This window comes from Bradyrhizobium sp. 1(2017) (genome assembly GCF_011602485.2).
GTDB lineage: Bacteria > Pseudomonadota > Alphaproteobacteria > Rhizobiales > Xanthobacteraceae > Bradyrhizobium.
Genome location: NZ_CP050022.2, coordinates 3,050,587 through 3,064,094, shown reverse-complemented (window position 1 = coordinate 3,064,094; position 13,508 = coordinate 3,050,587). Strand labels below are relative to the sequence as shown.

Here is a 13,508-nt window from a genome sequence, read left to right as displayed (position 1 = left end):
CGCGCAACCCGCTGCTATTTTTCCAGATCGCACGCCGAATTGCGGCCTCGTTGAGCGCGGCCGGCGACGGTTACAATTGTAATACGGCGCCGATTCCCGAGAGCCTGCGTCGTCACAAAGCCACGTTGCGTTGCCGCCGTAACCATTTCGCGGCTGCCGCGAAGTTTTCCCGTAACGGCGATGCCGACATTTCACCTCTGCTCATCGACCGGCACCAGACCGCCGTTCGAGAATCAGAGGATCGATCACATGAAAATTCTCTTCGCTTCGACGCCTGCGACAGGCCATCTCAATCCGATGCTGGCGATTGCCGACATCCTCATCGCCGACGGCCACGAGATCGCGTTCCTGACAGGCACCGTGTTTCGCGCCCGCGTCGAGGCCAGCGGGGCGAAATTCTTTGCGCTTCCGAAAGGCGCCGATTTCGACTTGCGCGACATTCTCTCGGTGGTGCCGGAGCTCAAGACCATCGCACCGGGGCCCGAATGGCTGCGCGTCGCCTGCGAACGCATCTTCGTCGACGCCATCCCGGCGCAGAACCAGGGCCTCCACGAGTCGCTGGAGCATTTTCAGGCCGACGTCATCGTCGGCGACGACATGATCTTCGGCATCCTGCCGATGCTGCTCGGCCCGCGCGAGGAACGGCCGCCCGTCGTTCTGTGCGGGACGTCGTTCCTGCACTGGGCGCGCGATGACGGTGCACCGAACTTCGTCGGCCTGCCGCCGGCGACAACGGAAGAGCAGCGCCGGCAATACGCCGTCATCGCGGACGAGTACGACGTCAACGTCGATCAGCCCGTGCTGCGCAGCCTGAACAAGGTGCTGAAATCCTACGGCGTCCGACCCGTGACGATACCGCTGTTCCATTCCGTCATCGAACTCGCCGATGCCTATATGCAGTTGTCGGTGCCGAGCTTCGAATTTCCGCGACGGTTTCCTTCGACGGTCCATTTCGTCGGCACACCACCCATCATCCGGGATCAGGTTCCCTTGCCGCCTTGGGCTGACGAACTCGACGGCTCGAAAAAGGTGGTGCTGGTGACCCAGGGCACGGTGGCCAATCACAATTTCGACCTCCTGGTCGCCCCAACACTCAAGGCGCTGGCGAACGAACCTGACGTACTCGTTATCGCGACGGCCGGCGGCCGCCCGGTTGACGCCATTCCCGGCCCCATCCCGTCCAATGCACGGCTGGCGAGCTATCTGCCGTTTGAATGGCTGCTGCCGCGCGTCGACGCGCTCGTCACCAATGGCGGCTATGGCAGCGTCAACCAGGCCATGAGCTTCGGCATTCCGCTTGTCACGGCGGGCCTGACGGAGGACAAGGCCGACGTCAATGCGCGCGTGGCGTGGTCCGGCGTCGGCCTCAATCTCGCCACCAACGAGCCGACGCCCGAGGCGTTGCGCGAGGCGGTGCGCACCGTGCTCGATCGTCCGGCCTATCGCATGCGTGCCTCACGAATGGCTGACGAGTTCTCCAGCATCGGGACCCGTTCGGCGGTGCTGCGGATCATCAAGCGCCTCGTCGCCGATGGGGACGAGACGCGACGAACCGGCGCGATGGAGACAGGCGGCATGCAGGTGCATCGCCAGGTGAGCTGACGCGCGCTGACGTCATCTGACCGCTGCAACTGACCACCGCCCGGGGAAGGAGGGGACCGTCCCCTTCCCCTCCTTCCCACGCTCCATCGCCCGTGAACGACCATGAAGATCCAGCCTGCTTCCGCCGCCTTTACCGTTGTGCTCGGCTTCCTCGCCGCCGTGCCGTATTCCGGCATCGACATCAACCTTCCGGCGCTGGCCGCGACCGGCGCTGCGCTCGGAACAAGCCCCTCGCATGTTGGCCTGACGATGAGCGTCTACATGCTAGGTCTTGCGATTGCGCCGCTTCTCTACGGACCGATCTCCGACCGGGTTGGCCGCAAGCCGGTCGTCGTGTTCGGCCTCGTGCTATTCGTGTTCGCAAGCCTTGCCTGCGCGGCAGCGCAATCGCTGCCGATGCTGCTGATATGCCGCGCGGTTCAGGGCGTCGGCGCGGCCGGCACGACAACGATTTTCGCGGTCATCCGCGACCTGTTCGACGAGGCGTCGGGACGCGCGAAGATCGGCAGCGTCATGATAGCCATCAACGTGGTCACCGTGATTGCACCAACTGCCGGTGCGGCTCTGCTCGCGATCGGGGGATGGCGCCTGATCTATGCAGCTCAGGCCGTGGCCGGACTCATCCTGATACCGACGGTGCTGTACGGATTGGCCGAGAGTGCGAAGTTCGATGCTGCCAATCGCATTGCGGCGTTTACAGTCCTCAAGGACTATCTGCGCATCGTCACGCACCCGGTTTCGATGGCCTTCATCCTGATCGGCGCCGCCGCCGGATCCGCCGTGTTTGCCTATGTCACGGGCTCTTCGCTGTACTTCATCAAAGTCGCCGGCCTGCAGCCGCAGCAATACGGCATGATCTTCAGCGCCTGCTCGGCGGCGGTGATGTTTGGCGCTTTTCTCGACGGCCAGCTGGGCCGCCGTGGCGTCGCGCCCGCGGACGTGCTGACGGTTGGCCTGGTGCTGTTGTTTGTCGCCTCCAGCACGATGCTCGTGACGACCCTGGCCGGCCTGAGCCCGCCTGCCCTGGTCACCTCGCTTCTGATGGTGGTTGCGCTGGCCTTCGGCCTCAGCATGCCGAACCTCATGAATGCCACGATGCAGCCTTTGCCCGATATCGCCGGCGCGGTCAGCGCCGCGGCAGGCTCCATTCAACTGGGTTCCGGCGCGATCGCGAGCGGCCTGGTTGCGCTGCTCTTCGACGGACGCAGCGCGCTGTCGATGGCGGCCGTGATGGCGGCGACGACGCTGTTGGCGCTGACTCTCTATTTGCGATTTACCCGCTCGGCCGGACGCCCACTCGCAACGTGAGACCAACGCGGCGGCCGAACGTACCACGCGCTTCATAATCTGCTTCAACGCTACTTCGCCGCGTCGATCCAGATCCCTGGCTGCGAATGCTCGCGGATGTGACTGACCAGGAAGTCCGAGAAGACCCTGATCTTGGCGGGCAACCTGACGCGGTTCTGATAGGCGATGTTCATGGTGAGCAGCGGCAGCTCCCAGCCCATCAGGACGGGCTCCAGCCGGCCGGCCGCGATATCGCCCTGCACGATGTAGAGCGGCTGGATCAGGATTCCGAGCCCTGCGCGCGCCGCGCCACAGATGATCTGGCCGTCATTGCTGTCGAGCGTCGGCGCGATCCGCACCGTCTGCGTCGTGCTGCCCTGGCTCAGCCGCAGCGAATAGGGATCGTTGGCGAGGTTGTAGATCAGCATGTTGTGGCGGGCGAGATCGGCGGGATGCTCCGGCCTGCCGTGCTTCTCCAGGTAGGAGGGAGCTGCCGCGAGCACACGATGCATCTGGCCAATGCGGCGGACGATGATGTTGGAATCCGGCTCGTGCTCGCGCGTGCGGATCGCAACGTCGATGCCGGCCTCGATGAAATCCAGATAGCGGTTGGCACTGATGATCTGCACGCTGAGATCGGGATAGAGCGCGCGGAAGGCCGGCAGCATCGGCGCGAGGTAGATCATCGCGAAGGACAGCGAGCTCGTCACGCGCAGCATGCCCTTCGGCGACAGAGCGCGGTCGGAGACGGCATCCTCGGCTTCGGCGAGCTCGTTCAAGAGCGTGCTGCAACGCTGCAGCAGCTCCTGCCCTGCTTCGGTCAGCCATTGCCGGCGCGTGTTGCGCTCGATCAGCCGGACGGCGAGCCGCTCCTCCAGCGCACTGAGATGACGGCTGGCGGCCGCGTTGGACATCCGCAGGGTTTCGGCAGCTTTGGAAAGACTGCCGAGTTCGGCGGTTTTGGAGAAGACCTCGAGTTGGAGCAGCCGGTCCATTTTTGCATAATAAGGAAAAGAGACTTACAAATTTTGACCTTTATTTCCATTTTCTGCAAGGCAAAATGACACCAACGAAGCATAATCGCAGGCGAGGAAACCAGGAAATGTCGGGGCCGATCAGGCACATCGTGATGTGGCGGCTGCGCGGGGAGACCCCCGAGGAGCGCTCCGCCGCCCGGGTCAAGGTCAAGACCCTGTTCGAGGGCCTCAAAGGCCGGATCGACGGCCTCACCCATATCGAAGTCGGCATGGACGTCAGCGCGGTCGACTACGCCTGCGACGTGGTCCTGTTCTCCGAATTCACCGACCAGGCGGCGCTCGCGTCCTATGCCAATCACCCGGAACATCTGCGCGTGCGCGAGGCGCTGGGTGACTTGCGGATCGGGCGCTTCCAGGTCGATTATCCCATCAAAGAGACCGGCGCATGATCGGTTCATTCACCTTTGAAAACCTGCCCTGCCGCGTCGTGTTCGGCAGCGGAACGCTTGCCTCCGCCAAAGCCGAGGTCGAGCGGCTCGGCGGCAAGCGTGCGCTGGTGCTGACGACGCCGCAGCAGGAGGCGCAGGGCAAGAGCCTTGGCGTGCCGCTCGGCCCGCTCTATGCCGGCATCTTTCCCGGCGCCACGATGCACACGCCGGTCGAGGTCACGGAACGTGCCCTCGCCGCGATGAAGGCGTGCGATGCCGACTGCGTCGTCTCGCTCGGCGGCGGCTCGACCACGGGCCTCGGCAAGGCGCTGGCCTTGCGCACCGGCATCAACCAGCTCTGCATCCCCACCACCTATGCCGGCTCGGAAATGACGCCGATCGTCGGCCAGACCGAGAACGGCCTGAAGACCACGGTGCGCGACGCCGCCGTGCTGCCGGAGACCGTGATCTACGATGTCGATCTGACCTTGACGCTGCCCGCGAGTCTGGCCGTCACATCCGGCATCAACGCCATCGCGCATGCCGTCGAGGCGCTCTATGCGCGCGACACCAACCCCGTGACCTGCCTGATGGCGGAAGAAGGCATCCGCGCGCTCGCGCGTGCCCTGCCCGCCATCGCCGCCAAGGCTGATGACCGCGAGGCCCGCACCGAAGCGCTCTACGGTGCCTGGCTCTGCGGCGTCTGCCTCGGCACGGTCGGCATGGCGTTGCATCACAAGCTCTGCCACACGCTCGGCGGCACCTTCGACCTGCCGCACGCCGAAACCCACACCATCGTGCTGCCGCACGCGCTCGCCTACAACGCACCGGCCGTGCCCGAAGCGATGGCACGCATTTCCCGCGCGATCGGAGCGGCCGATGCATCGCAGGGGCTTTTCGAACTTGCCAAGCGACTGGGCGCCAAGGTCGCCCTACGCGACGTCGGCATGCCCGAAAGCGGCATCGACAAGGCGGCCGATCTGGCGGTGACGAATGCCTACTGGAATCCACGTTCGCTCGAGCGAAACGCCATTCGCGACTTGATTGCACGTGCCTGGGCCGGCGAGCCGCCGACTGCCATTAAAGCTGCGGCTTGAGGCGATGCGGCGCACGCTCATCAAATCCGCCACCGTCATCAGCATGGATGACGCGATCGGCGATCTCCCTGCCGGCGACGTGCTGGTCGAGGGAAATCGTATCGTCGACGTGCGGCCGTCGATTGACCTCGGCAGCGGCGAGGCTGAGATCGTTGACGGTGCCGGACGCATCGTCATCCCCGGTCTCATCAACGCGCATATGCACACCTGGCAGACGGCACTGCGCGGCTATGCCGCGAACTGGACGCTGCTCGAATATTTCCGGCGCATGCACGCCGGGCTCGCAACTGTCTTCCGGCCGGATGACATCCACATCGCAACCCTCGTCGGCGCACTGAACCAGATCAATTGCGGCACCACCACACTCGTTGACTGGTGCCACAACAACCCGACACCCGATCATACCGACGCTGCCGTGCGCGGCCTGATCGAGAGCGGCATCCGCGCCGCCTTCTTCCACGGCTCGCCGAAACCCGAGCCGAAGCCCGGCGAGCCGCATTTCTCGGAAGTGCCGCATCCGCGCCGCGAGGTCGAGCGGCTGCTCGCCGGCCCCCTCGCCGATCGCGACGGTCTCGTCACGCTGGGCCTGGCCATTCTCGGCCCGCATTATTCGACGCTCGACGTCGCCATGCACGATTTCCGCCTGGCGCGCGAGCTCAAGCTGATCGCCTCGATGCACCAGGGCGGCGGTCCGGCCAAGACGTCCGGCGGCTGGGAGAAGCTGATCGAGGCCGGGCTCGTCGGCGCCGGCATCAACATCGTCCACGGCAACGATCTGCCCGATGATCTCCTGGACCGGATGGTCGATCTCGGCGTGTCCTTCTCGGTGACACCAGAGAACGAAATGATCCAGGGCCACGGCTTCCCGATCACCGGACGCCTCCTGAAGCGCGGCGTTCGGCCGACGGTCGGCATTGATCTCGAATCCGTGCTGGCGGGAGACCTCTTCGCCGCCGCCCGCGTCGCGCTCTCGATGCAGCGGGCGCTCGACAATGCGGAGTCGCGCAAGACCAGCGGGACCATTCCGGTGACCACCACCATTCCCGTCCGCGAAGCGCTGCGCTGGATCACGACGGAAGGCGCCCGCATGCTTGGCCGCGAGCACCAGATCGGCTCGCTGACTCCGGGCAAGCTCGCCGACCTCGTCATCATCAACGCCTCCGGCCTCAACCTCTTCCCGGTGCACGATCCCGTCGCAACCGTCGTGATGCAGACCAGCCTTGCCAACATCGAGGCCGTCATGATCGGCGGCACCTGGAAGAAGCGCAATGGCCAGTTGCTGGTTGACGGGCTGGAGACCAAGAAGCAGCTGCTTGCGCAATCCGGCCAGCGGCTGGTGCAGGACATCGAACGACAGGGACGCGCTGCCTGACGGCGCCAATGGACAACGACAATGACTGACGCCTCGAAGAATGTTGCTTTCATCGGGATCGGCAAGATGGGCCTGCCGATGTCGGTACTGGTCACCAAGGCCGGTTTTTCCGTCACTGCGTTCGACCAGAGCGCGGCGCGGATCAGCGAGGCACGCGCGCAAGGCATTACGATAGCCGCATCGCCGGCCGAGGCCGTCGGCGGCAAGGCCGCTGTCGTGACCTCCTTGCCAGACGACGCTGCCCTGCGCGGCGCGCTGCTTGGCCCCACGGGCCTCATCGCCGCGATGCCGCCCGGAGCCGTTCTGATCGAAACCAGTACCGTCAGTGTTGAGGCTTCGACAGAGGTTGCCGCCGCTGCGCAGGCACGCGGCATTGCCTATCTGCGTTCCCCGGTCTCCGGCAACGCCAGCATCGTGCACACCGGCGCGCTGACCTGCTTCGTGTCGGGGCCGAAGGACGCCTTTGAAAGCGCAAAGCCGCTGTTCGCCGCCTTCACCCGCGCCCAGACCTATCTCGGACCTGCCGAGGAAGCACGCTACGCAAAGCTCTCCGTCAATCTGATGATCGCGGTGTCCGCGGCGATGATGGCCGAGAGCCTGGCGCTGGCGCGCAAGGGCGGCATTGCGTGGCAGGACATCCTGAAGGTGCTGGACGACAGCGCGGTGGCGTCCCCGATGGTGAAGTACAAGACCACGCCGCTGCGCAACCGCGATTTCGAGTCCACCTTCTCCTGCAAGCAGATGGCCAAGGATCTCGACCTGATCCTCGGTGCCGGCCACGCCGTCGGCGTGCCGCTGCAGCTCGCGGCGCAGGTGCGCGAGACCTATGGCTCGCTGGTCGCGCAGGGCGACGGCGAGACCGACTTCATTGCGACCGTCAAGCATCTCGAACGGTTGTCCGGCCTCGGCGAACCGAAGCTGTGATCAACGGAGGCCTCCATGCGTAACTTCAACGAGAACACGATCACGGATGCGGTGCTGGAGCGGATCGCGGGCGCAACGGATCCGCGGATCAAAGAGGTCAGCGAAGCACTGGTGCGCCATCTTCACGCCTTCGTCCGCGAGGTGCGGCCGACCCAGAAGGAATGGGAGTACGGCATCGACTTCCTGACCCGCACCGGGCACATGTGCAACGACAAGCGCCAGGAGTTCATCCTGCTCTCGGACACGCTCGGCGTCTCCATGCTGGTCGACGCGATCAATCACCCGGTGCCGGAAGGCGCGACCGAGACCACGGTGCTCGGGCCGTTCTTCGTCCAGGCCGCGCCGGAGAGGGACAGCGGCGCTGACATCTCCGGTCCGATGGAAGGCGATCCCATGCTGGTCACCGGTTCGGTCTCGACCGTCGACGGCAAGCCTCTTGCGGGCGCCACCGTCGACGTCTGGCATTCCGACGACGACGGCTATTACGACGTGCAGCAGCTCGACGACATCGGCGATCTCGCGATGCGCGCCCGCTTCCAAACCGATGCCAGTGGCCGTTTCCATTTCTGGTCGATCAAGCCCGCGGCCTACCCCATTCCGCATGACGGCCCGGTCGGCGAGATGCTGGAGGTCCAGGGCCGCCATCCCTGGCGCCCTGCCCATGTGCACTTCATGATCTCGGCGCCCGGTTTCGAGCAATTGGTGACGCACGTCTTCGTTGCGGGCGACCAATATCTCGACAGCGACGTCGTATTCGGCGTCAAGGACAGCCTGGTCCGGGAGTTCGTCCGTCAGCCCGCCGCCCGTGCGCCGGATGGTCGCATGGTGGACAGCGAGTATTTTCATCTCAACTACGATTTCGGCCTGAAGCAGCTCGCGAGCAACGCGAGAGCCGCTTAAGCTGAACGACGGACCAAACAAGAGTCCGGCAACAGGGAGCAGACGGGAGCTGAGGATGGGACCGCGGGTCAACACGGGCATATTGGCCGAGCGCCTCACCGGCATGATCGGTCCGCGCGCCAGCGTCGCGCGCGGCGTGCTCGATCAGCATGGGCAGAGTGAGTCACACTATCAGAGCCTGCCGCCCGACATCGTCGTCTTTCCTGAAACCACGCAGGAGGTCGCCGAGATCGTGAAACTGTGCGCCAGCGCGGGCATGCCGATCGTCCCGTTCGGCGCCGGCACCTCGCTCGAAGGCAATGCGGCCGCGGTCGCGGGCGGCGTCTGCTTCGACTTCGCGCGCATGAGCAAGGTGCTGGCGGTGCACGACAGCGACATGGACGTGGTGGTGCAGCCCGGCATCACGCGCAAGCAGCTCAATGCGGAGCTGCGCAACACGGGCCTGTTCTTTCCGATCGACCCCGGCGCCGACGCTTCGATCGGCGGCATGACCTCGACGCGCGCCTCCGGCACCATGGCGGTGCGCTACGGCACCATGAAGGACAACGTCATGGCACTCGAGGTGGTGCTGGCTGACGGACGCGTGATCCAGACCGCGAAGCGCGCGCGCAAGTCGGCGGCCGGCTACGATTTGACGCGCATGTTCGTCGGCGCGGAGGGCACGCTCGGAATCATCACCGAGATCACGCTGAAGGTCCACCCCGTGCCGCAGGCGATCTCGGCCGCGGTCTGCAGCTTCGACACACTCCACGACGCCGTCGACACCGCGATCTCCGTGATCCAGTCCGCAATCCCCGTCGCGCGCATCGAGCTGCTCGACGACGTCATGATGCGCGGCATCAACGCTTATGCCAAGCTCGGCTATCGTGAGGCCCCGACCCTGTTCTTCGAATTCCACGGCTCCGAGACCTCCGTCGCGGAGCAGGCCGAGGCCGCGCAGGCCATCGCCGCCGACCACGGCGGTCACGGCTTTGCCTGGGCCAAGGCGCCGGAAGACCGCAGCCGGCTCTGGCACGCCCGCGACAACACGCTCTATGCGGGACTCGGCCTGCGGCCCGGCGCGCGCGCCGTGATCACCGATGTCTGCGTGCCGATCTCGCGGCTGGCGGAATGCCTGACCGAGACGCGCCGCGATGCGGACGAGCACGGCTTTACGGCTCCGATCGTCGGCCATGTCGGCGACGGCAATTTCCACATGCTGATTCTGATCGACCCGGCCAGACCCGAAGAGGCCGAAGGCGCCAAGGCGCTGCAGGCCCGCATGGTCGCCCGCGCCATCGCCATGGACGGCACCTGCACCGGCGAGCACGGCATCGGTCTCGGCAAGATCGGCTATCTCACCGACGAGCTCGGCGAGGCCGTCGACGTGATGCGATCGATCAAGGCTGCACTCGATCCGAATGGCTTGATGAATCCTGGAAAGATCTTTGCGAGCGGAGCCAAGGCATGAGCGACGCGCTCCCCATCGAAGTCACCTCGCCCACACCGCTGCTGGAACTGCGCGGCATCAGCAAGGAGTTTCCCGGCGTCAAGGCACTGGACGACGTGTCCTTTGCCGTCCACCCCGGCGAAGTCCACATGCTGCTGGGCGAGAACGGTGCCGGCAAGTCGAGCCTGATGAAGGTGCTGTGCGGCGCCTACCGCGCTGACGCCGGCGAGTTCTACTACAAGGGCGAGAAGGTCGCGATCTCCTCGACCGCCGATGCACAGAAGCTCGGCATTGCAGTGATCTTCCAGGAATTCTCGCTCGTCCCCTATCTCGACATCGCCCAGAACATCTTTCTCGGCCGCGAGCCGAAGGGCCGCATCCCCGGCACCATCGACCGCCGCCAGATCCTGGCCGACGCAAGGCGCGTGCTCGGCACCATCGGCTTCGACATCGATCCCTCCACCACCGTCGACAAGCTCGGCGTGGCGCAGCAGCAGATGGTCGAGATCGCGAAGGCGATCAGCCAGAACGCCCGCATCCTCGTCATGGACGAGCCCACCGCGGCGCTGTCCGACCGAGAGACCGAACTCTTGTTCGCGCTGATCGGCCGGCTGAAGGCCGACGGCGTCTCGATCGTCTACATCTCGCATCGTATGGCCGAGGTGTTCGCGCTCGGCGATCGCATCACCGTGCTGCGCGACGGTCGCCGCATCGACGGCGTCCGGCCGGCCGACGTCACGCCGGACCAGCTCGTGCGCATGATGGTCGGCCGCAACGTCGACATGACCTATCCGCGCAATTTTGCCGACAAGCCCGGGGACGTGTTGCTCGAGGTCAAGAGCCTGAGCGCGGCGACCGGCATCTCCGACATCAACATCGAGGTGCGCCGGGGCGAGATCGTCGGCCTGTGCGGCCTGGTCGGCTCCGGCCGCAGCGAGGTCGCGCGCGCCATCTTCGGCGCCGATCCCGTGACATCGGGCGAGATCATCTTCGACGGCAAGATCATTTCCGGCGAGCCCGACCTTGCCGCCCGCCGCGGCATCGCGCTGATCCCGGAAAGCCGCAAGAGCGAGGGCCTCGCGCTGCTGCGCTCGGTGAGCGACAATCTCGTGGTGTCGGCGCTGCGAAAGCTGTTCCCGAGGGGCCTGTTCGACCAGCGCAGCGCGCAGCGCACATCCGACGGCCTGATCCGGCAGCTGCGCATTGCAACCCCGAGCGCGCGCCAGACCGTCGGCCTGCTCTCGGGAGGCAATCAGCAGAAGGTCGTGATCGGCAAATGGCTGGCGGCCGGCTCGAAGCTCTTCATCTTCGACGAGCCGACGCGCGGCATCGACATCGGCGCCAAATCGGAGATCTTTGCCCTGATCGACCGCCTTGTCGCGGAAGGCGCGGCCGCCCTGATGATCTCGTCCGAGCAGGTCGAGATCTGCCATGTCTGCGACCGCGCCTATGTGATGCGCGAGGGCCGCATCGCGGGACACCTGACACGCAACGAATTGACCGAGGAGAACATCGTGCGACTGGGGATGCATCATGCGTGAAGCCGCGATCGTCTCGGAACCCAATCCGCTGCAACGCATTCCCGGCGTTGCCATGGTGCTGGTGCTGCTGATCGCGCTGTTCAGCGTGATCGCGCCCGGCTTCCTCTCGGTCGCCAACCTCTCCAATGTGCTGGTGCAGTCCACCATCCTGACCATGCTCGCACTGCCGATGACGCTGATCATCATGACGGAGGGGCTGGACCTGTCGATGGGCGCGGTGCTGACGCTGACCTCGCTCTGCGTCGCGATCGTGTCGCTCGCGACCCACTCGATGCTGCTGGGGCTCGGGGCCGGCCTGCTGGTCGGCACGGCCTTCGGCGTCGCCAACGGCTGGCTCGTCGCCATCCTGGGCATCCCGCCCTTCGTCGCGACGCTCGGCACGCTGGGCATGGCGCAGGGCCTGTCGCTGATCGTCAGCGACGGCCAGAGCGTGGTCGGCATTCCGCACAGCGTGCGCGACATCTATTCGGCGACGCTTCTGGGTATCCCCGTTCCGATCGTGATGGCGCTGGTGACCTATGCGGTCTTCCACGGCCTGCTCTATCACACCCGCTTCGGCACCTACATCTTCGCCCTCGGCGGCAACCGCGAGGCCCTGCGCTATGCCGGTCTCTCGCCGAACCGGCTGCTGATCGCGGTCTACGCAATCGGCGGCGCGATGGCCGGCATCGCCGGTCTCTTGATGACCGCGCGGATGAACTCCGGCCACCCGACCGCCGGCCTCGGGCTTGAATTCGATGCCATCGCGGCCGTTGCCGTCGGCGGCACCTCGTTCGAGCGCGGCAATGGCTGGCTGCTCGGCACGCTGCTCGGCGTCCTCTCCGTCGGCGTGCTGCGCAACGGGCTGAACCTGATTTCGCTGCCGTCCTCGGTGCAGGTGGCAAGCGTCGGCGTGCTCGTCATCCTCGCACTGTTCCTCGACGGCCTCAGGAGCCGCGCATGACCGACATCACCAAAGAGGCGATGATGCCGCCCCGCTCCTTTCTGTCGCAGGACGCGATCCAGGTCTTCTATCGCCTGCTCGCAGCGTTCCTGATCTGCGCGGTGCTCGCCGTGCTCAGCGACTCCTTCCTGAGCCTCGGCAACATCCTCAACGTGCTGAGGCAAGCGAGCCTGACCTTCTTCATCGCCTCCGGACTGACGCTGGTGGTGCTGACCGCAGGCCTCGATCTCTCCGTCGGCGCCAATGTCGCGCTCTCGGCCTGCATCGCTGGGACCGTGATCCACAAGACCGGCTCGCCGGCGCTCGGCATCCTCACCGGGCTTGCCTGCGGCGGCGTCGTTGGCCTCCTCAACGGCGTCATGGTCACGGCGCTGCGCATCCCCTCCTTCATCGCTACTTACGGCATGCTCTGGGTGCTAAACGGCCTCACCTATTGGTACATGGCGGGCGAGACCCTGCACGGCTTCCCGGCCGGCTTCCGACAGATTGGCAGCGGCTATCTGTTCGGCCTGCCGATCCCGGTCTATCTGCTGCTGGTGTTCCTCGGCATCGGCACGTTCTTCGCGCAACGCACGATCTGGGGGCAGGAGATCTATGCCATCGGCGCCAATCCGGTCGCGGCACGGCTCTCCGGCATTCCGGTCGCGCGTCGCCTGCTGCTGGTCTACGCGGTCTCCGGCACCATGGCCGGGCTCGCCTCGATCATCTTCCTGTCGCGGCTGAATTCGGCCGAGGCCGATATCGGCGAGAGCCTGACGCTGCCCGCCATCGCGGCCGTGCTGATCGGCGGCACCTCGCTGTTCGGCGGCGTCGGCACCGTGTTCGGCACGTTCATCGGCGCGCTGATCCTGACGCTGGTGCTGAACGGCATGAACCTGCTCTCGGTCAGCGCCAACTGGCAGCCGCTCGTCACAGGCGTCATCGTCATCCTCGCGGTCTGGCTCGACATGAAGACCCGCCGCCGCACGCAATGAGTTCTTGAGGTTCCAACAAGCAAAATGAGGGATG

Annotated in this window: 12 protein-coding genes; 11 read left to right on the top strand and 1 reads right to left on the bottom strand. The window is 65.6% G+C overall.

All coding sequences use genetic code 11. The features are described 5' to 3' along the window. Positions 1–249 precede the first annotated feature (249 nt). Together HAP40_RS14335 and HAP40_RS14330 are read left to right on the top strand one after the other, a co-directional pair. Positions 250–1,602, top strand: coding sequence for a glycosyltransferase (locus HAP40_RS14335; RefSeq protein WP_166817183.1), 1,353 nt, complete (start codon positions 250–252; stop codon positions 1,600–1,602). Between the two features lie 102 nt (positions 1,603–1,704). Beyond that, positions 1,705–2,910: an MFS transporter gene (locus tag HAP40_RS14330; protein ID WP_166817184.1), complete on the top strand. Its 1,206-nt coding sequence runs from the start codon at positions 1,705–1,707 to the stop codon at positions 2,908–2,910. A gap of 50 nt (positions 2,911–2,960) precedes the next feature. On the opposite strand, the gene HAP40_RS14325 is transcribed toward HAP40_RS14330, so the two are convergent. Beyond that, positions 2,961–3,884, bottom strand: a complete 924-nt coding sequence (locus HAP40_RS14325; RefSeq protein ID WP_166817185.1) for a LysR family transcriptional regulator — start codon at positions 3,882–3,884, stop codon at positions 2,961–2,963. Between the two features lie 107 nt (positions 3,885–3,991). On the opposite strand from HAP40_RS14325, the gene HAP40_RS14320 reads away from it, so the two are divergent. Genes HAP40_RS14320 through HAP40_RS14280 form a run of 9 tightly spaced genes read left to right on the top strand, consistent with a single transcriptional unit; the run spans position 3,992 to position 13,474 of the window. Next, on the top strand, positions 3,992–4,315 hold the full coding sequence (locus tag HAP40_RS14320; protein ID WP_166817186.1) for a Dabb family protein: 324 nt from the start codon (positions 3,992–3,994) through the stop codon (positions 4,313–4,315). After that, on the top strand, positions 4,312–5,391 hold the full coding sequence (locus HAP40_RS14315; protein ID WP_166817187.1) for a maleylacetate reductase: 1,080 nt from the start codon (positions 4,312–4,314) through the stop codon (positions 5,389–5,391). The genes HAP40_RS14320 and HAP40_RS14315 overlap by 4 nt, the downstream gene beginning before the upstream one ends. A 4-nt stretch (positions 5,392–5,395) precedes the next feature. Further along, positions 5,396–6,763: an amidohydrolase family protein gene (locus HAP40_RS14310; protein ID WP_166817188.1), complete on the top strand. Its 1,368-nt coding sequence runs from the start codon at positions 5,396–5,398 to the stop codon at positions 6,761–6,763. A 21-nt stretch (positions 6,764–6,784) separates the two neighbouring features. Further along, positions 6,785–7,687 carry an NAD(P)-dependent oxidoreductase gene (locus HAP40_RS14305; protein ID WP_166817189.1) on the top strand — a complete coding sequence of 301 codons (903 nt, stop codon included), beginning with the start codon at positions 6,785–6,787 and terminating at the stop codon, positions 7,685–7,687. A 15-nt stretch (positions 7,688–7,702) separates the two neighbouring features. Beyond that, positions 7,703–8,587: an intradiol ring-cleavage dioxygenase gene (locus HAP40_RS14300; protein ID WP_166817190.1), complete on the top strand. Its 885-nt coding sequence runs from the start codon at positions 7,703–7,705 to the stop codon at positions 8,585–8,587. A 55-nt stretch (positions 8,588–8,642) separates the two neighbouring features. After that, complete coding sequence (locus HAP40_RS14295; RefSeq protein WP_166817191.1) at positions 8,643–10,037, top strand: FAD-linked oxidase C-terminal domain-containing protein; 1,395 nt, start codon at positions 8,643–8,645, stop codon at positions 10,035–10,037. Further along, complete coding sequence (locus tag HAP40_RS14290) at positions 10,034–11,557, top strand: sugar ABC transporter ATP-binding protein (RefSeq protein ID WP_166817192.1); 1,524 nt, start codon at positions 10,034–10,036, stop codon at positions 11,555–11,557. Before HAP40_RS14295 ends, HAP40_RS14290 begins: the two co-directional genes overlap by 4 nt. Further along, the gene (locus HAP40_RS14285) at positions 11,550–12,500 is read left to right on the top strand and encodes an ABC transporter permease (RefSeq protein ID WP_166817193.1); all 951 of its coding nucleotides are present in this window, start codon (positions 11,550–11,552) and stop codon (positions 12,498–12,500) included. Before HAP40_RS14290 ends, HAP40_RS14285 begins: the two co-directional genes overlap by 8 nt. Then, positions 12,497–13,474, top strand: a complete 978-nt coding sequence (locus HAP40_RS14280; protein WP_166817194.1) for an ABC transporter permease — start codon at positions 12,497–12,499, stop codon at positions 13,472–13,474. The genes HAP40_RS14285 and HAP40_RS14280 overlap by 4 nt, the downstream gene beginning before the upstream one ends. Positions 13,475–13,508 lie beyond the last annotated feature (34 nt).